The organism is Bradyrhizobium sp. USDA 3650 (assembly GCF_054057395.1).
Map to the genome: position 1 here is coordinate 7,823,075 of NZ_JBSRZG010000001.1, position 25,067 is coordinate 7,848,141.

Genomic DNA, 25,067 nt, shown 5'->3' on the forward strand with positions numbered 1-25,067 from the left:
CACCTTTCATCCGTCTTTAGGAATTCAGCTCAAGCTCCATCCTCGCCTGGCGATCGGCCTCGGCCTTGTTTCGGGCCGGGTCCTCGCCCTGTGCGGCCCGGCACGGCTTGATCTGGTAATCATTGTCGAGCACCCGGCGTGGCCCGGGGCGGTTGTCATCCGCGGATACGTCCACGACAAGACCACTTCGCTGCGCAAGCCTCCAGACGTCGGACTCATCAGGATAGGCCTTGCTGATCTGGGCGTCGTTGCAGAACAGGGCGTAGGGCATTCTTCCCGCTCCCGGAAAGCGCGTTAACGACTTTGCGGGGGAGGGGTTCCGATTGCCGGTCGATCACGCGGCCGTGATCAGGGTCGCCGGGGCCTGAGTCCTTAACGAGTCCTGAATCCCGAAAAAAAGAATCCCTGGGACTCATTTGGCGGAATCAGGGGATGTTTTCGGCCATGACGACCGACCTGAAAACCTCTTGCGGGCACATGCTGCTGCCCCTCACGCTGGCCCTGTTCGGCGCCTGCGCGGCCAATCTCTGGCTGGTGTGGTCCTGGCTGTAGCCCGCGACGGGAGGCCCCGGCTTTACTTTTCAGCCGGTGGCCGGGGGGAGGCGTCGCGAATGGCGGCGCGCAGTTTGGTCAGGGTGGCCGCGCAATATTCCTCGCGCTCGCGCTCGAACCGCTCCTGATGCTTGCGGAAATTGGCGATGCGGGCCTGCATCTCGGTGCGGACGTCGTGGCTCGCCGCGCGCTGCGGCGGGAGAGGCAAGGACTGCGGCGGAAGTGGCTTGCTCTCGACGACGGTGTTGACGGGGACGATCTGCACCGACGCGGCCACTGTCGCCGTCGGGATCTCCGGTGGATGCAAGTCATCCTTTTTGCCGGTTACCGATTGGACGAAGGCCATTGTCTGCGCGATCAGCGCGTCGCGTTCCGTGATCCACTTCATGGTGCACCCCTGTCGGGGTCATTCCAGCAAAGCTGGCCGGCCGAATCAAGAAGGTGTTGGGTGGGGGATTGCATATTTTTCCCGGCCGCCCGACAGTGGGGAATGGATGCCAAAGCAGACCATTCAGCCGAAGCCGAGGGCTTGAGGCTCGTCCGCGCGTTCCTGTCGCTGCCGCCCGACAAACGGGCGGAGGTGATCGCGTTCGTTGAGGAGTTGGCCCGCGCCAAACGCCGTCCCGAGGAGGGCGCCGACGTCTCGCCGGGGTGAGGGCTAGCGCTCCCGCGGATTGAGGTTGGGCTCGAACGGAGCCCCGACCACCCGAACCGGCGTCGGAGCGGTCACATCGATCACTGCCCGTTGGGCCTGCTGCTTTGCCGGAGCCGTTTCGAACAGCGCAATTGCTCCTGCCAAGGCGCTACAGCACAGCGTCACCGTCGCCAGCAGAAACATGTTTCGGTTTTCTTCCCTGATCCGCATGGGCCGACAACGGACGACGCCGGCGACCGGTTCCGGTTTTCCAAGCCCGGCTCACACCCCAAGCCCGGCTCGCACCCCGGAATAGGCTGAAGCTTACACCAAGCTTACGGCGGAAGCCCAAATAGTTAGTTTTCCGTAAAACTACCCGGAACATTCGGCATCAAATCTTAACGTCGGCCGGTTCCAATGCACGGTGCTGGGAATATGCATCGGCAGAAAATCACTGGGGCGGCTGCAATGAGCGTTTTGAACAATCTGAAAATCGTGTGGAAGGTCGCGCTGATCGTCGCCGTGATGGGCTTTGCCATGGTCGCCGTCGCGGGCTTCGGCACGCGCGAGCTCTCGGCAACGGTCGACGGCTTCGCCGAGCTTTCCGCAGCACAATCCTCGGCGCTCAACCTGACGCGGGCCCAGCGCCGCGCAGAGACCTATCATGCAGCGCTCTATGCGGTCTTCACCGAGGCGACGGAGGCGGGCAACGCCAACCGTCTCAAGACCGCGACCCAGAACCGCGACGAGATCCGCCAATACCTCGATGCAGCCGAGCAGGACGATCCCGCGCGCGCGAGCCAGATCAAGAGCATCGGCGATCAGTTGAAGGCGGTGTTCGCCGGCTGCGATCCGGTGCTGAAGGCAGGCTCGCTCGCAAGCAGTCCGGAAGAGAACGCCAAGGCATCCGAACGCGCGCACAAGGAGTGCGACCCGGTGATGGATGCGGCCCTGGGGCGCATTGCAAAGTTCGTGGGCGAGACCGCAGAGGCGGTCGCCAAACGCAAGGACGCCATCAACCGCGACGCCAAATCCGCGACCTGGACTGTGATCGGCGTCAGCGCCGGCGGCCTGATCCTGGGGATCGCGATCGCACTGTTCATCGGCCTCAATGCGATGTCCCGGCCGATTGCCCGCCTCAAGCTCGCCATGGAGGGCCTTGCCCGCAACGATCTCAAGACCGAGGTGCCCGAGAAGGACCGCCGCGACGAGATCGGCGACATGGCGAAGACGGTCGAAATCTTCAAAACCAACGGGATCGAGGTCGAGCGCCTCAAGGCTTCGCAGGTCGAAGTGGAGAAGCAGGCCTCCGATCAGCGCAAGCGCGACATGGTCAACCTTGCCGACGGCTTTGAGCGCGCGGTCGGCGAGATCATCGAGACAGTAGGCTCGGCGTCCACCGAGCTCGAAGCGTCGTCCTCGACGCTGGCCACCACCGCGCAGCGTGCGCAGGAGCTGACCTCGGTCGTCGCAATCGCCTCTGGTGAAGCCACCAGCAACGTGCAGTCCGTTGCGACCGCCACGGAGGAGCTGTCTTCCTCGGTCAACGAGATCAGTCGCCAGGTGCAGGAATCGGCACGGATGGCGGGCGAGGCCGTCACCCAGGCCCGCACCACGACGGTGCGCGTCAGCGAGCTCTCGGTTGCGGCGACGCGCATCGGCGACGTCGTCGAGCTGATCAACACCATTGCCGGCCAGACCAACCTCCTGGCGCTCAACGCCACGATCGAGGCGGCACGCGCCGGCGAGGCCGGCCGCGGCTTCGCCGTCGTCGCCTCCGAGGTGAAGACGCTGGCCGAGCAGACCGCCAAGGCGACCGGCGAGATCAGCCAGCAGATTTCCGGCATCCAGACCGCGACGCAGGAATCCGTCAACGCGATCCGCGACATCTCCGCGACGATCGAGCGGCTCTCCGAAGTGTCGTCGACCATTGCCGCGGCCGTCGAGGAGCAGGGCGCTGCGACCCAGGAGATCTCGCGCAACGTGCAGCAGGCCGCCCACGGCACCCAGCAGGTCTCCACCAACATCGCCGACGTGCAGCGCGGTGCAGCCGAGACCGGCTCGGCCTCCTCGCAGGTGCTTTCCACCGCCAAGATGCTGGCGACCGATAGCAACCGGCTGAAGGACGAAGTCGGGAAGTTCTTGCAGACGGTGCGCGCCGCGTAGGTCTGCGCGGCGGCTTTCGTCGATCGCGCCGTTAGCGGTTACAGCGCCAGCAGAAATCCCATTGCGATCGCGAACAGAACGGCCGTCATGACGACGGCCGTCGCCGCACCGGCGGCGATCCTGGCCTTCTCTTTGGTTGTGGTGGAGCGCATGTGGGCCAGAGGCGACAGATGATGTAAGCAGGTTCGCTTGCGGACCGTTTCGGACCGCTCGCTTTGCCTGTATAGTGCGGCTGCGCCGGAATTCACATCCCGTCCATGATCTCCAACCGTCCACCCGTGCTCGCCCATGAGCGCTTCGCCGCCGACCGCGATAATTTCGCGGGCCTCGATCTCGCCGCGCGGTTCGAGCGGATCGAAAAGACCAACCTGTGGGGCGCGGCCACCTCGGTCTCGGGCCTCGGCTCCGAGGATCCCGCGACCGCCGCGGTCCGCAAGGCGCTTCCCCTCCTGTTGCAACGGCTCGGCGCGCGCTCGCTGCTCGACGCGCCCTGCGGGGACGCGGGCTGGATCGGCCGCATGAAGCTGCATCTCGACTACACCGGCATCGACGTCGTGCCGTCGCTGATCGCGGCCAATCGCCAGCGCGTCGCGGCCGGCGAGTTGTCCGACCGATTTCTCGTTACCGACATCACGCGCGATGCACTGCCGCGCGCGGATGTCGTTCTGTGCCGGGACTGCCTGGTGCATTTGAGCTTCGACAACATCGTTCGCGCCGTCGCGAACTTCCGCGCCAGCGGCGCGCATTTCCTGCTGGTCACGACATTTCCAGAATGGGACGGCAATCGCGATTGCGAGGACGGCGACTGGCGCGCGCTGAACATGGAGAAGGCGCCGTTCGATTGGCCGGCGCCGCGCGAGCTGATCAACGAGCATTGCGAAGAGGGCGGTGGCGGCTGGCGCGACAAGAGCCTCGGGCTGTGGGCAATGAATGAACTGCCCGATCGTGTCCTCACTGCCCCGGAGATGTGACGGACGCGAGCGGAACGTCCGTTGCGTCAGTGATTGCCGTCGCGCTATACTTTGGGTTGCATGATGCCGTCTCGTATTGCGGGGACGATGCCGGAGCACGCCATGAGACCGAGTGTTGTGGTCCTCGCCATCCTGGTCTGGTGCTGCGCGCCCGCGCTGGCGCAGCAGGACGGCGCTGTGCTCTACGCAAGCCACTGCGCGCAATGCCACGATGGCGGCGATGGCCAGAGCCGTGTGCCAGGCCGCGGCGCCATGCAGGGGATGTCGTTCGACCATGTGCTGGGAACGCTGACTTCCGGCAGCATGGCGGCGATGGCGAAGGACCGCAGCGAATCGGAACGGCGCGCGATTGCTGCCTTCGTCACCGGCAAGGCCGCGGTGGGCGACAAAGTAGTCGATGCGGAGGGACGCTGCACGCAGCAGGTCAACTTCTTTCCGCAACCACTCGATGGTCCGCGCTGGAATGGGTGGGGTGTCGACGCTGGCAACAGCCGCTTCCAGCCGGCCGACATGGCCGGCCTGACCGCGGAAGAGGTGCCGCGCCTGCGGCTGAAATGGGCTTATGCCTTTCCTGGCGCCTCGGTGTCGTTTGCGCCGCCGACGATCGTGGGCGGTCTGCTGTTCATCGGCGGCACTGACCGCAAGGTGCACGCGCTCGATGCGCGAAGCGGCTGCACGCTGTGGACGCTGCCGACTGATGCTGCCGTGCGCGCGGCGATCAGCTTCGGGCCGCTTCCCGGCACCGATCAGTTCGCGATCTTCTTCGGTGACTTGCGCGCCAATGCCTATGCGGTGAACGCACTGACTGGCGCGCTGATCTGGAAGACGAAGATCGAGGAGCATCCGGCAGCGCGCATCACCGGAGCGCCGACGCTACATTCCGGCGTGCTCTACGTCCCGGTCTCCTCGCTCGAGGAGGCCTCCGGTTCGCAGGCCAGTTACGAATGCTGTACTTTCCGCGGCAGCGTGGTCGCGCTCGAGGCTGTGACCGGCAAGCAGGTGTGGCAGGCCTACACGATTCCGGAGGTGCCGCACCCGACTGGCAAGAATGCAAGAGGCACGCAACTGTTCGGCCCGTCCGGCGCGGCGGTGTGGTCGGCACCGACGATTGATCCGAAACGCAACGCCGTCTACGTCGCGACCAGCAATTCCTATTCGAATCCGCCGGCCGCAACTGCCGATGCGGTCCTCGCTTTCGAGCTTGCGACCGGTAAGCTGCTCTGGAAGCAGCAGGCGACCCCGAGCGACGCCTTCATTGTCGCGTGCTTTGGCACGGATAAGACCAATTGTCCTGAAGATCACGGGCCTGACCACGATTTTGGCCAGTCGCCGATTCTCGTGACCTTGCGCGATGGCAGGCGCGTTCTTGCCATCGCGCAGAAGTCCGGCGTCGTGCACGCGCTCGATCCTGATGATGGCGGCAAGATTCTGTGGCAGACGCGGATCGGGAAGGGCGGTGCGCTCGGCGGCAGCGAGTGGGGCTCGGCCGCCGACCAGGATCGCATCTATGTCGCGAACTCCGACGTGCGGTTCCTGCGCGATGGCACGCGGCGGCTCGATTCCACCCAAGGCGGTGGTCTCTTCGGCCTCGACCTCGCCAGTGGAAAAATTGCGATGGAAGTACCTCCTGTCGCTTGTGGCGATCGCCTCCAATGCAGCCCTGCGCTGTCGGCTGCCGTGAGCCTGATCCCCGGTGTCGTGTTTTCCGGCGGCGTCAGCGGCTTCCTGCGCGCGTACGCGACAGCCGACGGAAAGCTGTTGTGGGAGTACGACACGGCGCGAGACTATACGACGGTGAACGGCGCCCCTGCTCACGGCGGCGCGATCGACGGCCCCGGGCCAATCATCGCCGGCGGCATGCTCTACACCAATTCCGGCTACGGCCAGTGGGGCGGCGTCGCCGGCAACGCATTGCTGGCGTTCGAGGTTGCGAAGGAGTGAGGGTCCGTCCTGGATCGCCCTGCGCCCCAGCCGAGCGACAGAACCCGTCAGCCAACTGAGGACGAAGGAGTTTCGATGATCGGCGCGAGATGTCGTTGCGGCGCTCTGGCGCTGTCGCTTCCAGGACCTTCCAGCCTCGTCGTCGCCTGCCACTGCTTTGACTGCCAGCGTCGAACCGGTGCGCCGTTCGGCGTCGGTGCGTTCTATCCGGCGGAGGGCGTCACGATCTCAGGGACGTCGAACGAATACGTCCGGACAGCCGCAAGCGGCGGCAAGGTCCGCAGCTATTTTTGCCCCGCGTGCGGTTCGACGGTCTATTGGAAGGCGGACAATCTGCCGGCGATGATCGGCGTTGCCGTCGGCGCCATCGCGGATCCGAATTTCCCGGCGCCCATCCGCTCGGTTTTCGAACAGTCGAAACATGCCTGGGTGGAAATATCAGGCGCTGAGCACTTCCAGCAGAGCAGCGCGCCGAAGCATTCGAAGTGAGCGTTGCGCGTCAAATTTCGCGCCAAGGCTTCGTGACGTGATGAATTGACGCCGTTCCCGTGGTTCCGCCGAGGGTTGGAATTTGCGGCAGTCCCTCTGCTTCGCGTGAGACAATAGCTAGCGGTCCGGGTTTGGAACGAACTTGACAAAAACTCGTTTGCCGACCGGAGCTAACGATGAATAACGCGGAAATTTTTGAACCTTTCTTGAAGCGGTTGCGGGTCAGCACCGAAATTGACGAAGAGGACGAGGTCGCTATCCGTGATCTGCCAATCACGGTGAAACGGATGGCTGGCGGTCAACCGGTCGTTTCTCTTGGAGATCGACCTTCGGCATGCTGCCTTGTCGTTGATGGCTTTATCCTGAGATCGAAGATCGTCGGCAATGGCCACCGCCAAATCATGGCCTTTCACCAACCCGGCGACATTCCCGATCTGCAGGGCCTCTTTCTACATGTGATGGACCATGACGTCAGCACGCTGGGCGATAGCGTTCTCGGCTTCATTCCGCATGCAGCGGTGCGCTCACTGATAAGAAAGCGGCCCAACGTGGCCGAAGCGCTTTGGCGCGATACACTGACCGACGCCGCGATCTTCCGGGAGTGGATTTGCAACGTCGGTCAACGCGAAGCCACAAGCCGCGTGGCGCATCTCGTGCTTGAGCTTTACACCAGATTGAAGGCAATCGGCCGAGCGGACGGCCTGTCCTTCGATTTTCCGGCCTCTCAGGCACTCCTCGCCGACGCCGTCGGCACGAGTGTGGTTCACATGAATCGCGTCGTTCAGCAGCTGCGTGCTCAGCGCGTGTTGGACCTGGAGCGGGGAAGAATATCGATCCTTGATGAAGCCAGATTGCGCGAAATAGCAGACTTCGACGTGCTTTACCTTCATCTCAATCCGTCGCTCTGAGCCATGAAGTTCTACTTCGACATCAAGGACGATTTTTTCGCTGCGGTCGACGAGGATGGGGTGGATTTGCCCGGCCCGGAAGCCGCCGAAAAAGAGGCGATCGCAATGGCGACCTCGATTGCCAGAGACGTCGCGTCGGCAAAGGGGGCGCAGGTCCTCATTACAGTCAGGAACGAGAAGCACCCGCTGCTCGAGTTGAGTGTAACGGTCGCTCGGAAATCTCTGACGTGATTTGCCTTGGAGATCGATTCTGGCCGTCGTCAGACGGAGGAGTGCCCCGATCTATAAGGCCGTGGTGTCGGCTAAATCGGTGGTGCCGGCTGAGGGGATTGAACCCCCGACCTTCGGTTTACAAAACCGCTGCTCTACCGCTGAGCTAAGCCGGCGACGCCTGGAGAAGCGGGGCGGGGCCGGCGTATGCCGGGGCTGTCCGCCCGTGCGCGCCGCAATACCAGACTTGATCGGAAAGTGCCAGAACCCGCGATCCCTGATGCAGACATGAATCAGGCGGCCCGAAAGCCGCCTGATCTGTCACGTCGGTTCAAACCGCTTTACTGGCAGATGTGCCGGCGGCCGTCTTCGCCCTTGAACCAGGTGCCGGGCGTGCAGACGAAACCGTTGCGCTGGGCGTAGGTGCGGGTGTCCCAGCCGCGGTTGTCCCAAGAATTATTCCACGAATTATCCCAACCATTGTCGTAGGCGTAGGCGTCGTGCGGGGCACGGAACGGGGCGGTTGCGATCGCGCCCGCAGTCCCGATGGCTGCGCCGGCTACGCCAGCGGCTGCTCCGACCGCGCCGGTGGCGACGTCGGTCGGCCAGAAGCCGGTGCGGCTCCTGTTCCAGTCGTTATCCCAGTCGCCGTTGGTGGTCTGGCGATAGGACACGCGACGATGCCGATAGCCGCTATCGGTATACGGATTTCCCGGTCCGACGTTCTGGCAGTTGGCGTTGGGGAATTGCGCCGCGCAGCGGCCTGGATTGGTGATCACGGCCTGCGCCATGGCAGAGCCCGTCACCAGGGTCGCCGCAATCGCCGTGGCTCCGAGAAGTTTGATATTCATGATTGTTTGGCTCCCGTTTTGTTGACGGGGGCTAAACGCCGAGGACGCCGGACGTTCCGCTGAAACCGGCGGATTTTCGTGTGCGACGGTCAAACGGAAGTGAGCACGCGCCACGGTTCCGGACTGCAGGGGCCGCCGGCGTTAATGCTTCACTAGTTCGCTTTAGAGGATTTGAGCGGCGCGCAATCCTTACACATTAGGCTTACCAGCAATTGGTGAGAGGGCCTTAACCCTCTCTGCAACGCTATCGGGTAGGTTTGTCGCCGGATAAATGGGATCCCCTCATGCGCGCATCTGCGCTCGCTGCCTTTCTGATCGGACTGCCCGCGACGGCGTTTGCCGGCGGCGGCTTCGATATCGTCGTTCCCGGTCGCCCCGGCGTGCCCATCATCATCAACAATATCGACGCGTCCTATAGCGTGATCGAGGGGACCTGGGGCCTGGGGAAGAACGTCCAGGTGCAGCCCACGATCTATGGCGGGCGCTATGTCGCCGAGCGCCAGCCCACCGATGTCGGCCACTACTATCCGACGCTGGGCCTGCGGCCCGGCTACGGCCGGCTCGAGGTCGAGCCGCCCGTGAACCGCAAATTGCCCAAGCCCGCCGAGGGCTATTACCAGAGCTGGGGCGCGCAATCGGCGCCGCTGCCGCCGCAGATGGACGTGCCCGTCAATCCGCCGCCGGTGATCCTCGCGCCTGAGATCAACGACCAGCCGCGGCGTCCTCGGCCGCGGCCGCGTGCCGAGATACCCGGCCGGCCGCCGGGTTAAGAAACGAAAACAACAAACGACAATCAACAGGAGAGAGTAATGCGTCAGATGATTTCGGGACTGGTCGCGGCGGCTGCCGTGATGTTCGCTGCCACCGCGCCCGCCGCGGCCTGCGGCTTCAATCCGTGCCAGCCGGTCGCGCCGGTCTATTCCGGCTGCAACACCGGTTGTGGCGGTTACGGGGCCGGCTACGGCTACGGCTACGGCGCCTATGAGCGTCTCGCCGAGCCCACCACGCAATATTATCACGTCAACCAGGGCCCGACCTACACCGGCCCAGGTGCCTTCGCGCCGTATCCGACCTACCGTGAGGACGCGGTGGTTGCGCCCGCCAATTACGGCTACGGCCGTGGCTATGGTTATGGGCACGGCTATGGCTATCGCGCCGCCGCGGTCGAAGCGCCGGCCGCCTATCCCTATCGCCGCCCGTATTACCGTCCGTATCGCTACGGCTACGGCCCGCGCGCCGGCTATCTGCCGCGCACGCATTACGGCTACGGTCCGCGCTACGGCTACGCTCCGCGCCATGCGCCGTACTATGGCGGCCACCGCGTGCTGCGCCGCTATTACTGATCGCTTGATCGGTTGAGTCAACGAGACGCCCGTCCGCGATGCGGACGGGCGTTTTGTTTTGTTAGAGCCAGTTCCGATGAAATCGGAACATGGCTCTAGATTCTATTTGACGCGTTTTCTTTACGCGAACCGGTATCCACTTCGCTCGAAAACGCTCTTAGCGCTTCATCAGCCCGAGCCGGCTGGCGCCGACATAGAGCGAGAGCACGGCGGCATTCGAGACGTTGAGGCTCTTGATCTCGCCGGGCATGTCGAGCCGCGCCACGACGCTGCAGGTCTCGCGCGTCAATTGCCGCAGGCCCTTGCCTTCCGCGCCCAGCACCAGCGCGAGCGGCTCGCGCAGGGTGACCTCTGAAAGATCCGCGCTGCCTTCACTGTCCAGCCCGACGGTCTGGAAGCCGAGCTCGTTCAGCGTGGTCAATGCGCGGGCGAGGTTTTGCACCGTCACCATCGGGACCAGCTCCAGCGCGCCGGAGGCGGCCTTGGCCAGCACGCCGGTCGCTTCCGGACTGTGGCGGGCGGTGGTGACGATCGCCTTCACCGCAAACGCCGCCGCCGAGCGCAGGATCGCGCCGACATTGTGCGGGTCGGTGATCTGGTCGAGCACCAGCACGATGCCGTCCTGCTCCAGATCCTCGATGTCTGGCGAGGGCAGGGGGTCGGCCTCGGCGAGCAGGCCCTGGTGCACGGCGTCGGGCGACAGCAGCCGGTCGATCTCCTGGGGCCGGACGATCTCGGGCGTGACCGGGATCGCGATGTTCTCGTCCGCCAGACGCCTTGCGGCGTTCTCGGTCAGCGTCAGCTTGCGGATCTGCCGCTGGGGGTTGGCGAGCGCCATGGTGACGGTGTGCCAGCCGTAGAGGATGACGGGACCGTCGGTGTCCGAATCGCGCTCGCGCCGAGGCGGGCGACCGGCCGATTTTCCGGGCCTGTTGAAGGGCTTAGACCCGCCACGGGGGCCCCTCGGGTTGAATTTTCGATCCTTCATGGGCTCGCTTGTGTCACGGGTCCCGGAATATGGCAATTTGGGTGGCTTCGGGGGCGATTTTAGCTGTTCGCCTCGGTTGACTTTACCCCATCGCTTCGCCGATAACCGCGCCCGGTCGCGCCCCCATCCGGGCTGTCGCGGCCTTCACGTTCCATGGCCGTCTTCGGTCGCCGGCAAGGTCCGGCCCGATTGTGCTGCCGTCGAGCGGGGGAGTGTCCCGAGTGGCAAAGGGAGCTGACTGTAAATCAGCCGCCTTATGGCTTCGCAGGTTCGAGTCCTGCCTCCCCCACCAGCCTTCGCTCGCTTCGCGAGCTACGGCTTGGCAAGCCGGCACCGATGGTCATGGCGCGAAGTGAGCGAAGGCTGTCGCGCCGTAGCCCGTAGGGCACAGGCGGGCTTTCGCAGCGCGCAAGTCACCCCATCATCTCCCGCACCATCGGCACCACCTTGCCCCCGTAGAGCTCGATGCTCTTCATCAGCTTCTCATGCGGCAACGGGCCCGCCGAATACTTCAGCTGAAACCGCGAAATGCCGAGTGCCTTTGCCGTCTTGGCGATCTTGCGCGCGACCGTCTCCGGCGAGCCGACATAGAGCGAGCCGTGCTCGGCCTCATTGACGAACTCGTCGCGGCCCATCGGTGGCCAGCCGCGTTCCTTGCCGATGCGGTCGCGCATCGCCTTGTAGTCGGGCCACAGCTCCTCGCGCGCCTGGTCGTCGGTCTCGGCGACATAGCCGGGCGAGTGCACGCCGATCGGCTGTGCCGGGCGGCCGAACTCCCTAAAGGCGCGGTGATAGAGATCGACGAAAGGCGCGAAGCGCGCGGGATCGCCGCCGATGATCGCGAGCATCAGGGGCAGGTCGTAATGTGCGGCGCGCACCACCGATTGCGGACTGCCGCCGACGCCGATCCAGGTCTTGAGCGTGCCGTTCTCGACCGGGGGATAGACCAGCTGATCCTTCAGCGGCGGACGCAGCTTGCCTTCCCAGGTCACCGGCTTCTGCGACAGCAGTGCGGCGAACAGATCGAGCTTCTCCTCGAACAGCTCTTCGTACTTGCGCAAATCAAAGCCGAACAGCGGGAAGGATTCGGTGAACGAGCCGCGGCCGAGGATCACCTCGGCGCGCCCGTTCGAGAGCGCGTCCAGGGTGGCAAAGCGCTGGAAGACGCGGATCGGATCGTCCGAGCTCAGCACCGTCACGGCCGAGCCGAGATGGATGCGGCTGGTCCGCGATGCGATTGCCGCCAGCACGGTCTCAGGGGAGGAGATCGCGAAGTCGGCGCGGTGATGCTCGCCGAGGCCGATGAAGTCGAGGCCGAGCTCGTCGGCCAGCACCGCTTCGTCGACGACGTTGCGGATCGCTTGCGCGTGCGGAAGCATCGCGCCGGCGGCGTCCTTGGTGACGTCGCCAAAGGTGTCCAGTCCGAATTCGAGCGGTGCGGTCATTGATGAGGTCTCTGCGGGCGCGGCTTTGCGCGCCTGTCACTGGGGGAGTGGATTTGCTTCGGTTGAAGCTAAGCAGCGGGGACTGGAACACAATGCTGCTTCGAGAAACCCATTGTTTCCCTTTTTCGGGTGTCGGGGGCCCGCGGCTTCAGTCGGACCTGGCGAACATCTCGACCAGGGTCTCGCGCAGCCAGCGCTGCGCCGGTACGGTGTCGTTGCGCTGGTGCCAGAACAGGCTGACGATGCGCGGCGGCGCCTTGAGCGGAAGCGGCATCGCGTGCAGGAACGGCGCGTGCCGGGATTGCGAGCGCAAATCGCTCGGCAGCACGGCGATCAGGTCGGACTGGCGCACGACCTCATAGGCGGCGCTGTAGTGATTGACGGTCGCGACCAGGTTGCGCGACAGCCCGCGCGAGGCGAGGAAGAGGTCGTAGGACGGCAGGGTCTTGCCGGCGAGACTCACATCGACATGCCCCGCGTTAAGGAAGCTGCGCGTGCTCAGCCGCTTCATCGCCGCGAGCGGATGGCCGCGCCGCATGAAGCAGGCGTAGTCGACGGTCCACAGCGAGCGCGAGCGGATGGCGGCCGGCTGCTGCGCCTCGTTGACATAGACGCTGAGCACGCAATCAACGCGATTGTCCTCGAGCTGGTCGGCGATCTCCACGACCGTGTTGGGGACGGTGTGGATGCGCGCCTTGGGCGCGACCTTGCCGAAATGGTTCAGCAGGTTCGGCATCACCAGCGAGGCGACATAATCCGACATCGACAGGCTGAACTCGGTCTGCGCACGGCGCGGATCGAACACCTGCTCGTCAAGCGCGCCGCGGACGGTTTCGAGCGCTTCGCCGATCGGCTCCCACAGCACCACGGCGCGCTGGGTCGGACGGATGCCGGTGCCGGACCTGACGAACAGGGGATCGCCGAGCGCGTCCCGCAGGCGTGCGAGCGCGTTGCTGACCGCCGGCTGCGTCATCAGAAGCGCGTTGGCGGCGCGCGTGACGCTGCCCTCGGTCATCAGGGCCTCGAACACTTTCAGCAGGTTGAGGTCGAGCTTTCGGAACGACAGAACATTCACCACAGTGATGTACTAGATCATGATTATAAATTATGACGATAATATATCCTTGTCTATGCTTCCCCCGGGAATGAGCGGAGTGCCGGGCCGCCAGACAGAGGGGACTTTCATGTCGATGATCTCGGCGCGCATCGAGCGCCTTCCATTCGCACGCTTCCACGGGCATCTGCTGCTGATGGGCGGGCTCGGCTACATGTTCGACGCGATGGACGCAGCCGTGCTGGCGTTCATCCTGCCGGTGCTGCGCACGACTTGGAATCTGTCGAGCGTGCAGATCGGCGTGCTCGGCAGCAGCACCTATATCGGCTTCCTGTTCGGCGCGCTGCTGGCGGGCACGCTGGGTGACCTGATCGGCCGTCGTGCGGTGATGATGTCGGCGCTGGCGCTCTATTGCGTCGCATCCATCGTCAGCGCGGCGGTGAACGATTGGTCGTCCTTCTTCGCCGCCCGGGTCGTCGCGGGCATGGGCACCGGCGCGGAGAGCGCTATCATTGCGCCCTATCTGGCGGAATTCGTCGCACGGCGTTACCGCGGCAGCTTTACCGGCGCGCTGGCCGGCTTCTTCTCCTTCGGCTTCGTCGCGGCGGCCTTGCTCGGCTATTTCATCGTGCCCGCCTATGAGAACGGCTGGCGCATCGTTCTGGTCATCACCGCCGTGCCGGTCGTCATGCTGCTGTGGTGGCGCAGGGCGCTGCCGGAATCGCCGCGCTGGCTGGAAAGCCGGGGCCGGGAGAAGGAAGCCGCAGCGGTGCTGGACAGGATCGAGGCCGGCTTTGCGAGCCAAGGCCATGTCCTGCCGCAACCGGTCGTCGAAATCACGGCGCCTGCCGTGACTGGTGGGACGCTGCTTGCCAATTTCGCCGCGCTGCTCGCCGGCCGCCAGGCGCGCATCACCATCATGACCTGGATCATGTGGCTGACGATCACGTTCAGCTACTATTCCTTCTTCGTCTGGATCCCCGGCCTTCTGGTCCAGAACGGCATGAGCATCACCAAGAGCTTCGCCTATTCGATCGCGATCTACTGCGCGCAGATTCCCGGCTATTTCAGCGCCGCGTACTTCAACGAGCGCATCGGCCGGCAGGCGACGATTGCCTCCTACATGGTGCTCGGCGGCGCCAGCGCGCTTGGACTTGCATTCGCGCAGAGCGACCAGCACATCATGGTGGCGGGAATTCTACTGTCCTTCTTCATGAACGGCACCTATGCCGGTGTCTATGCCTATACCGCCGAGGTCTTTCCGACGGCGGTCAGAACCACCGGCGCCGGGCTCGCCTCCGCAATCGGCCGCATCGGTGCGATCGTCTCGCCGATCCTGGTCGGATATCTCTATCCCAATTTCGGCTTCGCCGGCGTGTTCGGCCTCACCACGAGCGTCCTGCTGTTAGGCGCGCTCACCGTGGTGCTGATGGGCGTGCCGACGCGCGGCCGTTCGCTGGAAGAGATTGCGGCGGGCGAAGTCGCATGAGGGAGACGAAACATCGATCCGATCCGCTGCTCTGCGCCGTCGCGGCCGCGCAGGGCAGGCCGGATCAGCCGGATGCGCTGTACTCGGCGCTGGACGACGCCTTGAAGTCGGCGATCGGGCACAAGCTGTTCACGATCCTGACCTATGACGCCGACACGAGGGAAGCGGCGCGGGTGTATTCCAATCTTCCCGGACCTTACCCCGCGGGCGGACGCAAACGCCTGGCGGCGGGGCCGTGGACCGAGGCCGTGCTCGACCGCGGCGAGGCCTATATCGGCCGCAACCGGGACGATCTGCGCGAGGTGTTTTCCGATCACGAGCTGATCGCTTCGCTCGGCTGCGAAAGCGTGCTCAACATGCCCGTGCGCTGGCGCGGGCGCACGCTCGGCTCGCTCAATCTGCTCCATGAGGCAGGCTGGTACGGCGAGGACGATATCGCCGCGTGTCTCCCATTCGCCCAGCTCGCTCTGCCCGCGCTGCTCACCCAGTCCTGATCAGACAGGAAGTCGTCATGTCCCGTGTGCTCTTCAAGAACGCCGCTCTGCTCGATCCGCTTCAGCCGGACCTCCTCGAGGGACATCACGTGCTGGTCGAGGACAATCTGATCAAGGAGGTCTCCGATCGGCCGCTCCAGGTGGAAGCCGACCGTACCGTCGATCTGAAGGGCAAGACGCTGATGCCCGGCCTGATCGACCTGCATGTGCATGCGATCGCCGTCGAGCTCAACCTGGCGCAGCAGGTGCACATGCCGAACGTGCTGGTGACGCTGCGCTCGACGCTGCTGCTGCGCGGCATGCTGCGGCGGGGCTTCACCACCGTGCGCGACGCCGGCGGCGCCGGCCATGCGCTGAAGCAGGCGATCGAGACCGGTCTCACCGACGGTCCGCGGCTGTTCGTCTCGGGACGTGCGCTGAGCCAGACCGGCGGCCACGGCGACATGCGGGCCCGCTCCGATTACCTCGCCAGCGACGCACCGTGCCCCTGTTGCGTGCGTGTCGGCGCGCTGGCGCGCGTTGCCGATGGTGTCGACGGCGTACGCAGGGCCGCGCGCGAGGAGCTGCAGATGGGAGCCGACCAGATCAAGATCATGGCCTCCGGCGGCGTCGCTTCACCGACCGATCCGGTCGGCGCCTTCGGCTACTCCGAGGACGAGATCCGCGCCATCGTCGAGGAGGCGCGCGGGCGTCAGACTTATGTGCTCGCCCACGCCTACACCGCTGCCGCGATCGAGCGCGCGGTGCGCTGCGGCGTGCGCACCATCGAGCACGGCAATCTGGTCGATGCTCCGACCGCGCAACTGATGGCCGAGAAGGGCGCCTATGTGGTGCCGACGCTCGTCACCTACGAGGCGCTGGCTAACGAGGGCGCCCAGTACGGCCTGCCGCCGGAGAGCGTGGCCAAGATCGCCGATGTCCGCGACGCCGGCCTGCGTTCGCTCACGATCTACCGCGACGCCGGCGTGAAGATGGGGTTCGGCAGCGACCTGCTCGGACCGTCGCAGCGTCTGCAGAGCGACGAATTCCGCATCCGCGCCGAAATTCTCGGGCCGCGCGCCGTCATCGCCAGCGCGACATTGGTCGGCGCCGAGGTGCTCGGCATGGAAGGCAAGCTCGGGCGCATCATGCCCGAAGCCATCGCGGACCTGCTGGTGGTCGATGGCAATCCGCTGCGCGATGTGGCCTGCCTGCTCGGCCAGGGCGAGCACATCCCGATGGTGATGAAGGCAGGCAAGGTCCAGTTCGACCGGCTCAATGCTTAGCTGCCGCCACATCCCGCGCGCCGGTGCGTCCTATTTCGAGATACGCACGACCATCTTGCCGAGCGCCCCGCGCGTCTGCATGGTCCTGAACGCTTCCCGGAAATCATCCAGCGCGAAGACGCGACCGACCACAGGCTTCAGCTGGCCCTCGACCAACCAAGCCGTCAGCTCCGACATCAGGCGCTTCTGCACCTCGGGCTCGCGGATTGGAAGCTGCGCGAGGTCGACGCCGAGCAGGGCACCACCCTTCAGCAGTGGCAGGTTGAACGGCAATGCAGGGATCGCGCCGGCGGCAAAACCGACCACGAGATGACGGCCGCGCCAGGCGATGGAGCGAAAGGCCTGCACCGAGACTTCGCCGCCGACGGGGTCGAAGATCACGTCGGCGCCGTGTCCTCCCGTCAATTCCTTCAATGTGTCGCGCCAGTTGGTCTGCGTGTAGTCAACCACGGCATCGGCGCCGTGCTGTCGCGCGAACTCGCGCTTGTCTGGTGTCGATGCCGCTGCGATTACGCGGGCGCCGAGCAGCCTGCCAATCTGGACGGCCGCGATTCCCGTGCCGCCCGCTGCGCCCAACACCAGAAGCTGTTCGCCTGCGCCGAGCGACGCGCGCGCACTCAGCGCATAGAGGGCGGTCAGGTAATTGGCACGAAACGAGGCGGCGACCTCCGCCGCGACGCCGTCCGGCAGGGGATAGAGCGCTTCGGGGGTGACGACGATCTCTTCGGCAAGCGCGCCCGAGCGCGTCATCCCCATGACGCGCATCCCGGGTTGATAGCCGCCCGGTGCCCCGGGTGCTTCGTCCACGATCCCTGCGAATTCAGTTCCGGGAATGAACGGCAGGGGATCCTTGGTCTGATAGCGCCCCTCGATCTTCAAGCCGTCAACAAATCCGATTCCTGCGGCCTCTACCCGGATGCGCAGTTGTCCCGGCTCGATGCGCGGAGACGGAACGTCCTTCAGCGCGATTTGATCGATGGGCGCGTATTGCTCGACGACGACGGCTTTCATGTCGGATCCCCATTGGTCCCGTTATTCTAACAGGTCCCTGGACCGGCCTCTTGCGTCTACCGCCACATGCCGCGCATCTTTGCCCCGATGTCGACCTTTGGCCCTTGCGCGGCGGTGCGCGCTGCGCTTGCCCCGGCTTTCGGCCAGGCGGTGCGCTCGAACAGATAGACGAGCTGCTCCGGGATGAAGCGGGTGCGCGAGGCGTAGCGTGGCGGTCGCCCTTGGCGGCCTGGCCGTGGGTGAAGAAGCGTTGCGGCACCACGAGGTGCAGATCGTCCTTGGCGCGCGTCATCGCGACATAGAGCAGGCGGCGCTCCTCCTCGAGCTCGGCGCTGGTGCCGGCGCCGAGATCCGACGGCATGCAGCCGTCGACGACGTTGAGCACGAAGACCGATTTCCACTCCTGGCCCTTGGCGGAGTGGATGGTGGAGAGGATCAGGTAGTCCTCGTCGCGCAAGGGCGGCCCGGATTTGTCGCTGGTCGCATCCGGCGGGTCGAGCGTGAGCTCGGTCAGGAATTTCTCGCGCGAGGCGTAGCCGCTCGCGATCTGCTCGAGCTGCATCAGATCGGCGCGGCGGGTCTCGGAATCCTCGTGCAGGCGATCGAGATGCGGTTCGTACCAGAGCCGCACGCGTTCGAGATCGGCCGGCCATTCCGAATAGCGCAAATTTTCGATGGTGCGGACGAAGTCGGTCCAGTCCGCGCCGGTGCGCGGGGGCACCGGGAGCTGGCCGAGCGCGGCGAGCGGATCGGAGCTCTCCGCCATCTGGTCGAGCACGCGCTGGGCAGTCGCCGGACCGATGCCCGGCAACAGATGCAGGATGCGAAAGCCGGCGACGCGGTCGCGCGGATTCTCGGTGAAGCGCAGCAGCGCCAGCACGTCCTTGACATGCGCGGCATCGAGAAACTTGAGCCCGCCGAACTTGACGAAGGGAATGTTGCGGCGGGTGAGCTCGATCTCCAGCGGGCCCGAATGCGAGGAGGTCCGGAACAGCACGGCCTGGTGCTTCAAGAGCGCGCCTTGCTCGCGGTTGGCCAGCACTTCCTCGACGATGTAGCGGGCCTGGTCGGTCTCGTCGTGCACGGTGACGAGCTGCGGCTTTTGCGTGGAGCTGCGGTCGGTCCAGAGGTTTTTTGTGAAGCGCTCGCGCGCCAGGCCGATGACGCCGTTGGCCGCCGCCAGCACGGGTTGCGTCGAGCGGTAATTGCGGTCGAGCGTAATCATCTCGGCGCGGGGCGAGAAGCTCTGCGGAAAATCGAGGATGTTGCGGACAGTGGCGGCGCGGAACGAATAGATCGACTGCGCGTCGTCGCCGACGACGGTGAGACCGCGCCCGTCGGGCTTCAGCGCCAGCAGGATCGAGGATTGCAGGCGGTTGGTGTCCTGATATTCGTCGACCAAGACGTGATCGAAGCGGCCGCCGATTTCTTCCGCGATCAGCGCATCGCTCATCATCTGCGACCAGTAGAGCAGCAGGTCGTCGTAATCGAGCACGTGCTGGGCCTGCTTGGCCTCGACATAGGCCGCGAACAGGCCCTTCAGCTCGGCCGCCCAGCCTGCGCACCAGGGATAGTGCGCCCCCAACACCTTCTCGATCTCCATCTCGGCATTGACGCAGCGCGAGTAGATCGACAGGCAGGTGCCTTTGGCGGGAAAGCGGCTTTCCGTCTTCGACAATCCACGCTCGTGCCGGACCAGGTTCATCAGGTCGGCGGAATCCTCGCGGTCGTGGATGGTGAAGGCAGGATCGACACCGATCCGCTCGGCATATTCCCGCAGCAACCGTGCGCCGATGCCATGGAAGGTGCCGGCCCAGGCGAGCGCGTCGCGCATGATCGCGGCATTGTTCTCGCCGAGCACTTTTCGGGCGATGCGCTCGACCCGGCTGGCCATCTCGGCCGCGGCGCGGCGCGAAAACGTCATCAAGAGGATGCGGCGCGGATCGGCGCCGGCGACGATCAGATGGGCGACGCGGTGGGCCAGCGTGTTGGTCTTGCCGGAGCCTGCACCGGCGATGACGAGCAGGGGCGCTCCCACGGTCGCACCGTCGGCCACGCCATGCTCCACGGCGCGGCGCTGCTCCGCATTGAGCGTGTCCAGATATGTCGCCACGAATCGCCCCGGTGAAACGCCGAGAGTCGGCCATCCCGCTGCGAATCGCAATGCGGCTGGACGGAACCGATGTTAAGACCTAGGGACAAGGCGGCCCGAAGTTCCAGCCCGAAAGCGCGCACCTGGCATGACCGAGCTCAAGCCCGACCAGTTCGAGATGCGCCGGCTGGAATCGCTCAGCAACACCATCTTTGGCGTTGCCATGACGCTGCTCGCCTATGACCTGCCCAGGGCCGCGGTCTTCAGCACCGCGCCGGACTGGAACGATCTGGCCCGGGTCTATTCCGGCAAGCTTGCGGGTCTTGCGCTCAGCTTCATCATCGCCGGCGTGTTCTGGATCAGCCATCACCGGCGGCTGGCGCGCCAGCCCGTCGGCAGCCGCGGCGCGGTGATCCTCAATCTGTTCTTCCTGCTGTCGATCGTGCTGCTGCCGGTGACCAACGGCCTCTACACCAACCACCCCATGAGCAGTGCGGTCGCCGTGCTCTACGGCCTGCACCTGACTGCGATCGCCGGCCTCAATGCCTGGCTGTGGTGGCGGATCCTGGGCGGCTGGCGCCACGAGATCATGGCCTCGCTGTTTCCGCTGCTGGTGTTTATCCCGGGCACGGTCGTTGCGGCGTTCGCGCCGCAAGTCGCGCCGTTCGTGTGGTTCATCGCCTTCGGCGGCCTGCTGATCCAGCGCTTCTATGTCGGGCCGACCGGGACGGACAAATAGGCCTGCCGCTCATTCGCCGGAGGGCGTCGCGCCGAACCCGTCGGCCGGCACGTAAAGCTTGACCGGGCGGATTTCGTAGACCGCTGACGGATTGACCTGGCGCAGCGTCCGTGCGGCCGCAATCGCCTCCTCGTCCGTGTCGTATTCGACGAGGTGGAAGCCCAGAAGCTGCTCCTTGGTCTCGGCAAACGGGCCGTCCAGCACGATGCCCCCACCAGGGCCGCGCAAGGTGCGGGCCTTTCGGGTCTCATCCAGGCGGGCGGCCGGGCCGAGATGCCCGCTTGCCCGGAGGGGCGCCTGGACCTCGATGACTTTGGCCACGACCGCGGCGTCCTTCTCGGGCGTCCAGGACAAGATCTCGTCTTCCACGTGATAGGCCAGGATAGCGTAAAGCATCGTCACCTCGTTGTTTTCGCTGCGCGCGTCCGAAGGACGTATCACCACCGCCGCGGCCGACAATAGGGCTGTAGAAATTATTGCGTCGCGGGGTGCGGCGACGAAACCTTCCCGAAACCCGATTGCGGCCGAAAAGGTGTGAACGCCGCGCGAAATCGGCGCGACTGATTGCCACCAAGAACACTTCGGAGGCGGCCATGTCGACCATCAAGATCATCTGCAAGATCATCTGCGACGCGCGTCGGGCGGGAAAGTCGGAGCTTGCGGATCTGCACGACCAGAGCGGCCACCATCGCTATTACGGCAGCTCGGCCGAGAGCGGCGGCGAGCGCATCGTCGAAAGCCGGCGCGGCAAGCGCCCGCCCGCAATGAGCGTTTGCGGCTTCTAAGCCGCCGCGGCAGCGGTGCGGGAGCGGCCTCGCACGAACTGACTGCGTGTCACATCCCGCTCAGCACCTGCTCGATCAGGGTTTCCCGCAACCGGGCGAGGTCGCCGCTCGCCTCCATCTGCGCGATCATCCTTCCGACCTTCGGCACGAGATCGCGATGCCGTTCATGCAGATGGTGGTAGATGCTGATGCGCTCGAGTGGCGGTGAGAGCGGATGGATCCTGGCCTGGAGATTAAGTTTCTTTACCGCAGCCAACCCGCTGAAGAGGTCGGTGACCATCACGTCGAAGCGGTCGGCATCGAGCATCTTGACCATGTTGTCGAGGCTTGTGGTCGCCGTGACCCGGGTCATGCCGCGCGTGCCGGCTTCCGACGAGCCGACGCCGCGTACGATGCCGATGCTGTAGTCCCTGATTGAATTCCAGCCGGCGACGTTGAACTGCAGTTTTGTGGTGAAGACAGCAGGCTCGATGTAATTGATCGCAGGTGTCACCTGGATCAGCGTCGGGTAGTCGCGAGAGAGCGTTCCGATCCGCTGGACCTCGCCGTCGACCTCGCCGGTACTCGACAGCGTGAGCGCGCGCTTGCCGGGGACATCCTCGAATTCGAGCTTGATGTTCAGCCTGGCATAGACCGCACGGAGCATCTCGCCGCCGACATATTGATCGGGGATATCGGCGATGCGTGCCAGCCGGATGACCTCTTGCGCCTGCGACGGGCCTGCCGCGAGCAGCAACAGGCAGACCACGACTATCCGCCTCATGACGCATCTCCCTGGCCATGCCTTTTGGCGTGCTCTGCTACCATCGGATTCCGGTGCCGCGCGATCTACCGGAGATGGCAGCTGCGCCGGTCCGCAACGTTTGCAGCGCCTTCCCGCTGTGCGGGCGGCTCCGGACTTTCACTGATGTCATTCTAGCACGCGAGGTGGTAGTTTGCCCGGGAATCCTGCTGCTGGGCGCAAGATATGACCCCGTCGAACTCAGGCCGCCCATGGGCCGACAGGATCAAGGGCCGACAGGATCGCCACGTGTATCGCGTGACGCGGCAAAGCCTCACCGTTCGCTTTGCGCGCGGCTGCGGCCGGTAGGCTGAGCAGGTGCCGCCATTTCGGGGACGTGGTGCATGGGCAACGCAGGTGACGATGAGACCAAGCGTGGCCGCGCCATTGCGCCGGCGGCTGCGAAGCAGGATTTGACCGGCATCGGCGCCGCGCTCGCGCCTGCGATGTTCGCGGCGCTCCTGTCGCGGATCTTCAACTGGTCGCGCAGCGGCGTCGGGCCCCGGCTGCTGGCCGCCGTGCTGCTGTTCTCGTCGGTCGTGACGTTGACCCTGACCGCGCTTCAGCTCTATCTGGATTACAATCGTGAGGTCGGACTGATCGAGACGCGGCTGGACGAGATCGGCCGCAGCACCACGGGCAGCCTCGGAGAGAGCCTGTGGAATCTCGACCAGAACCAGCTCAAGCTGCAGCTCGATGGCATTCTGCGGCTGCCCGACATCCGTGCGGCGGAGGTCCGCGAGATCGCCGATCGACCCAATCCGATCCGGGTCGAAGTCGGCGAGCGAAACACCCGTTCGATCATGACCCGGGAATTTCCGCTGGGCACGATGGTGCAGGGGACCTCGCGTGCCATCGGCACGCTCCGGGTCGAGGCGACGCTGACCGACGTCTATCAGCAATTGCTGAACAGGGCCCTCGTCATTCTGGCAAGCCAGGCGGCAAAGACGTTCCTCGTCTCGTTGTTCATCATCTACATGTTTCATCTGCTGGTGACGCGGCATCTCGTCGCCATCGCCGAGTACGTCGGCAAGTACAGCCTCGGACGGCCGCCGCCGCCGCTGCGCCTGGAGCGCCGGCCGCCTTACGAGGCCGACGAGCTGGACAAGGTGGTCGTTGCTTTCAACGCCATGTGCGCCAACCTCGAACATGCCTATGGCGAGCTGCGCGAGGCCAATGGGAATCTCGAGCGCGACCTGAAGATCCGGCGGCATGCCGAGGAGAACGCCCGCGCGAGCGAGCAGCGCTTCCGTGACTATGCCGAGACCGCATCCGACTGGTTCTGGGAGACCGGCCCGGATCACGTGTTCACCTACATTTCAGATCGGGCCGATGCTTTCGGCATGGACCACACGGCGCTGATCGGCAGGCGCCGTTCAGATGCCGCCTTCGACCGCGATGCCGAGCCGCAGAAATGGCGCGGTCACCTGGCGACGCTGGATCGCCACGAGCCGTTCCGGAAGTTCGAGTATCGCGGCCGCGATGCGGCTGGGCGCGCGCGCCATTTCAGCGTCAACGGCCAGCCGGTGTTCGACGCCGACGGGCGCTTCATGGGGTATCGTGGTTCGGCCACCGACCTGACCAAGCAGCACGAGACGGAGGAGCGGCTTCGCCAGTCGCAGAAGATGGATGCGATCGGTCAGCTCACCGGCGGCGTCGCGCATGACTTCAACAACGTGCTCACCGTCATCATCGGCACCATCGAGATCATCCGGGAGGGGCTGGCGGACAAGCCCGACCTCGCCGCCATCGCCCAGCTCATCGACGATGCGTCGGCGCGAGGCGCGGAGATCACCTCGCAGCTCCTGACCTTTGCGCGTCGCCAGCCGCTGGAGCCGCGCGAGATTGACGTCAACGGCCTCGTGCTCGAGACGGCGAAGCTGTTGAAGCCGACCCTGGGCGGAAACGTCGAAATCGTGACCCGCCTCGCGGATGACGCCTGGCCGGCGATGGCCGATCCGTCGCAGCTGTCGTCGGCGATCATCAATCTCGCGGTCAATGCGCGCGATGCGATGCCTGGCGGCGGCACGCTGACGCTCGAGACCGCGAACCGCGAATTCGATGGCGCGAATGGTGCCGGTGACGGCGACGCCACGCGCGGCGCCTTCATCATGGTCGCGGTGGCCGACACCGGCCGTGGCATCCCCGCCGATCTCCGCGACCGCGTGTTCGAGCCGTTCTTTACCACCAAAGGGGTCGGTCGCGGCACCGGGCTCGGCCTCAGCATGGTCTACGGCTTCGCCAAGCAGAGCGGCGGCAGTGTTGCGATCGAGAGTGAGGAAGGCCGCGGCACCGTGATTCGGCTGTTTCTGCCGCGCTCTGCGGGCGGAGCGCGGGCCAGGACCGGGCCACTGCAGGCGCCCGCGGCGGCACGCGGGCACGAGACGATTCTCGTCGTCGAGGACGATCCGCTGGTGCAAGGCTATGTCATCGCCCAGCTCGGCAGCCTCGGCTATCGCACCCTCGCAGCCGGCGACGGCGCAACCGCGCTTGCGCTGGTGCAGCAGGGCGCCCAATTCGATCTGCTGTTCACCGACATCATCATGCCCGGCGGCATGAACGGGCAGGAACTGGCCGAGGCCGTGCGGCGCCTCCGCCCGGGGATGAGGGTGCTCTATACGTCCGGCTATACCGACAACGCCCTCGACCACGAGGGTCATCTCGGTCCCGGCGTTGCGTTGCTGAGGAAGCCGTACCGGAAGGCGGACCTGTCAGTGAGGATCCGCGAGGTGCTCGCCGGCGAGCCGCCCGCCTGAGCAGCCGGCGCGTGACCTACAAAAAAGGCGCGGCGGGGAGGCCCCGTCGCGCCCGATTTCTTGCTCGCTGGTCCAGGGCTGAGAGCGCCCCGATGCCAAGCCT

25 protein-coding genes, 2 tRNA genes and 1 pseudogene are annotated in these 25,067 nt (G+C 65.2%); 16 read left to right on the forward strand and 12 right to left on the reverse strand.

Features of this window, described 5'->3' with window-relative positions; all coding sequences use genetic code 11:
* Positions 1–16: 16 nt before the first annotated feature.
* Together ACVIN2_RS36880 and ACVIN2_RS36885 are read right to left on the reverse strand one after the other, a co-directional pair.
* Positions 17–271 (reverse strand): hypothetical protein, encoded by a 255-nt coding sequence (locus ACVIN2_RS36880; RefSeq protein ID WP_456769369.1) that lies wholly within the window; start codon positions 269–271, stop codon positions 17–19.
* Positions 272–574: 303 nt separating this feature from the next.
* Positions 575–940: a hypothetical protein gene (locus ACVIN2_RS36885; protein WP_456769370.1), complete on the reverse strand. Its 366-nt coding sequence runs from the start codon at positions 938–940 to the stop codon at positions 575–577.
* 102 nt (positions 941–1,042) lie between these two features.
* Between ACVIN2_RS36885 and ACVIN2_RS36890 the strand changes: the two genes are divergently transcribed.
* Positions 1,043–1,207, forward strand: coding sequence for a hypothetical protein (locus ACVIN2_RS36890; protein WP_007602663.1), 165 nt, complete (start codon positions 1,043–1,045; stop codon positions 1,205–1,207).
* Between the two features lie 3 nt (positions 1,208–1,210).
* Here ACVIN2_RS36890 and ACVIN2_RS36895 read toward each other — a convergent pair whose 3' ends face one another.
* Positions 1,211–1,390, reverse strand: a complete 180-nt coding sequence (locus ACVIN2_RS36895) for a hypothetical protein (protein WP_456769371.1) — start codon at positions 1,388–1,390, stop codon at positions 1,211–1,213.
* Between the two features lie 264 nt (positions 1,391–1,654).
* Between ACVIN2_RS36895 and ACVIN2_RS36900 the strand changes: the two genes are divergently transcribed.
* From ACVIN2_RS36900 to ACVIN2_RS36925, 6 genes are all read left to right on the forward strand, one after another.
* Positions 1,655–3,352: a methyl-accepting chemotaxis protein gene (locus tag ACVIN2_RS36900; protein ID WP_456769372.1), complete on the forward strand. Its 1,698-nt coding sequence runs from the start codon at positions 1,655–1,657 to the stop codon at positions 3,350–3,352.
* 257 nt (positions 3,353–3,609) lie between these two features.
* The gene (locus ACVIN2_RS36905; protein WP_456769373.1) at positions 3,610–4,323 is read left to right on the forward strand and encodes a class I SAM-dependent methyltransferase; all 714 of its coding nucleotides are present in this window, start codon (positions 3,610–3,612) and stop codon (positions 4,321–4,323) included.
* A 102-nt stretch (positions 4,324–4,425) separates the two neighbouring features.
* Positions 4,426–6,264, forward strand: a complete 1,839-nt coding sequence (locus ACVIN2_RS36910) for an outer membrane protein assembly factor BamB family protein (RefSeq protein ID WP_456769374.1) — start codon at positions 4,426–4,428, stop codon at positions 6,262–6,264.
* Between the two features lie 75 nt (positions 6,265–6,339).
* Positions 6,340–6,753 (forward strand): GFA family protein, encoded by a 414-nt coding sequence (locus tag ACVIN2_RS36915; RefSeq protein WP_456769375.1) that lies wholly within the window; start codon positions 6,340–6,342, stop codon positions 6,751–6,753.
* Between the two features lie 176 nt (positions 6,754–6,929).
* Positions 6,930–7,661 carry a Crp/Fnr family transcriptional regulator gene (locus tag ACVIN2_RS36920; protein WP_456769376.1) on the forward strand — a complete coding sequence of 244 codons (732 nt, stop codon included), beginning with the start codon at positions 6,930–6,932 and terminating at the stop codon, positions 7,659–7,661.
* A gap of 3 nt (positions 7,662–7,664) precedes the next feature.
* A complete protein-coding gene (locus ACVIN2_RS36925; RefSeq protein WP_456769377.1) occupies positions 7,665–7,892 on the forward strand; it encodes a DUF6894 family protein in 228 nt (75 codons plus the stop codon).
* Between the two features lie 80 nt (positions 7,893–7,972).
* On the opposite strand, the gene ACVIN2_RS36930 is transcribed toward ACVIN2_RS36925, so the two are convergent.
* Both ACVIN2_RS36930 and ACVIN2_RS36935 read right to left on the reverse strand, forming a co-directional pair.
* Positions 7,973–8,047, reverse strand: a tRNA-Thr gene (locus ACVIN2_RS36930).
* Positions 8,048–8,212: 165 nt separating this feature from the next.
* A complete protein-coding gene (locus tag ACVIN2_RS36935; RefSeq protein ID WP_456769378.1) occupies positions 8,213–8,722 on the reverse strand; it encodes a hypothetical protein in 510 nt (169 codons plus the stop codon).
* Positions 8,723–9,006: 284 nt separating this feature from the next.
* Between ACVIN2_RS36935 and ACVIN2_RS36940 the strand changes: the two genes are divergently transcribed.
* Entirely contained in the window at positions 9,007–9,492 is a 486-nt protein-coding gene (locus tag ACVIN2_RS36940) for a hypothetical protein (protein ID WP_456769379.1), read from the forward strand.
* Positions 9,493–9,531: 39 nt separating this feature from the next.
* Positions 9,532–10,065: a hypothetical protein gene (locus ACVIN2_RS36945; RefSeq protein ID WP_247819142.1), complete on the forward strand. Its 534-nt coding sequence runs from the start codon at positions 9,532–9,534 to the stop codon at positions 10,063–10,065.
* A 157-nt stretch (positions 10,066–10,222) separates the two neighbouring features.
* On the opposite strand, the gene rlmB is transcribed toward ACVIN2_RS36945, so the two are convergent.
* The gene (rlmB, locus tag ACVIN2_RS36950; protein ID WP_456769380.1) at positions 10,223–11,053 is read right to left on the reverse strand and encodes a 23S rRNA (guanosine(2251)-2'-O)-methyltransferase RlmB; all 831 of its coding nucleotides are present in this window, start codon (positions 11,051–11,053) and stop codon (positions 10,223–10,225) included.
* Positions 11,054–11,259: 206 nt separating this feature from the next.
* On the opposite strand from rlmB, the gene ACVIN2_RS36955 reads away from it, so the two are divergent.
* Positions 11,260–11,345, forward strand: a tRNA-Tyr gene (locus ACVIN2_RS36955).
* A 121-nt stretch (positions 11,346–11,466) separates the two neighbouring features.
* Here the strand turns inward: ACVIN2_RS36955 and ACVIN2_RS36960 are convergent.
* Together ACVIN2_RS36960 and ACVIN2_RS36965 are read right to left on the reverse strand one after the other, a co-directional pair.
* Positions 11,467–12,498: an LLM class flavin-dependent oxidoreductase gene (locus tag ACVIN2_RS36960; RefSeq protein WP_456769381.1), complete on the reverse strand. Its 1,032-nt coding sequence runs from the start codon at positions 12,496–12,498 to the stop codon at positions 11,467–11,469.
* 148 nt (positions 12,499–12,646) lie between these two features.
* Positions 12,647–13,576 (reverse strand): LysR family transcriptional regulator, encoded by a 930-nt coding sequence (locus ACVIN2_RS36965; protein ID WP_456769382.1) that lies wholly within the window; start codon positions 13,574–13,576, stop codon positions 12,647–12,649.
* Positions 13,577–13,682: 106 nt separating this feature from the next.
* On the opposite strand from ACVIN2_RS36965, the gene ACVIN2_RS36970 reads away from it, so the two are divergent.
* The 3 genes from ACVIN2_RS36970 to ACVIN2_RS36980 are packed head-to-tail and all read left to right on the forward strand — an operon-like array spanning position 13,683 to position 16,800.
* Positions 13,683–15,041 carry an MFS transporter gene (locus ACVIN2_RS36970; protein WP_456769383.1) on the forward strand — a complete coding sequence of 453 codons (1,359 nt, stop codon included), beginning with the start codon at positions 13,683–13,685 and terminating at the stop codon, positions 15,039–15,041.
* A complete protein-coding gene (locus ACVIN2_RS36975; RefSeq protein ID WP_456769384.1) occupies positions 15,038–15,535 on the forward strand; it encodes a GAF domain-containing protein in 498 nt (165 codons plus the stop codon). Before ACVIN2_RS36970 ends, ACVIN2_RS36975 begins: the two co-directional genes overlap by 4 nt.
* A 17-nt stretch (positions 15,536–15,552) precedes the next feature.
* Entirely contained in the window at positions 15,553–16,800 is a 1,248-nt protein-coding gene (locus ACVIN2_RS36980; RefSeq protein ID WP_456769385.1) for an amidohydrolase family protein, read from the forward strand.
* 30 nt (positions 16,801–16,830) lie between these two features.
* Here ACVIN2_RS36980 and ACVIN2_RS36985 read toward each other — a convergent pair whose 3' ends face one another.
* Together ACVIN2_RS36985 and ACVIN2_RS36990 are read right to left on the reverse strand one after the other, a co-directional pair.
* The gene (locus ACVIN2_RS36985; protein WP_456769386.1) at positions 16,831–17,811 is read right to left on the reverse strand and encodes an NADPH:quinone oxidoreductase family protein; all 981 of its coding nucleotides are present in this window, start codon (positions 17,809–17,811) and stop codon (positions 16,831–16,833) included.
* A gap of 56 nt (positions 17,812–17,867) precedes the next feature.
* Positions 17,868–19,924: pseudogene (locus tag ACVIN2_RS36990) on the reverse strand (ATP-dependent helicase).
* Between the two features lie 127 nt (positions 19,925–20,051).
* Here ACVIN2_RS36990 and ACVIN2_RS36995 point away from each other — a divergent pair.
* The gene (locus tag ACVIN2_RS36995) at positions 20,052–20,642 is read left to right on the forward strand and encodes a TMEM175 family protein (RefSeq protein ID WP_456769387.1); all 591 of its coding nucleotides are present in this window, start codon (positions 20,052–20,054) and stop codon (positions 20,640–20,642) included.
* A 9-nt stretch (positions 20,643–20,651) separates the two neighbouring features.
* Here ACVIN2_RS36995 and ACVIN2_RS37000 read toward each other — a convergent pair whose 3' ends face one another.
* Positions 20,652–21,038 carry a YciI family protein gene (locus ACVIN2_RS37000; RefSeq protein WP_456769388.1) on the reverse strand — a complete coding sequence of 129 codons (387 nt, stop codon included), beginning with the start codon at positions 21,036–21,038 and terminating at the stop codon, positions 20,652–20,654.
* Positions 21,039–21,235: 197 nt separating this feature from the next.
* On the opposite strand from ACVIN2_RS37000, the gene ACVIN2_RS37005 reads away from it, so the two are divergent.
* A complete protein-coding gene (locus ACVIN2_RS37005; RefSeq protein ID WP_027518643.1) occupies positions 21,236–21,427 on the forward strand; it encodes a hypothetical protein in 192 nt (63 codons plus the stop codon).
* Positions 21,428–21,476: 49 nt separating this feature from the next.
* Here the strand turns inward: ACVIN2_RS37005 and ACVIN2_RS37010 are convergent, their stop codons facing one another.
* Positions 21,477–22,190 (reverse strand): substrate-binding periplasmic protein, encoded by a 714-nt coding sequence (locus ACVIN2_RS37010; RefSeq protein ID WP_456769389.1) that lies wholly within the window; start codon positions 22,188–22,190, stop codon positions 21,477–21,479.
* A 362-nt stretch (positions 22,191–22,552) separates the two neighbouring features.
* Between ACVIN2_RS37010 and ACVIN2_RS37015 the strand changes: the two genes are divergently transcribed.
* Positions 22,553–24,964: an ATP-binding protein gene (locus ACVIN2_RS37015; protein WP_456769390.1), complete on the forward strand. Its 2,412-nt coding sequence runs from the start codon at positions 22,553–22,555 to the stop codon at positions 24,962–24,964.
* Positions 24,965–25,067: the final 103 nt, after the last annotated feature.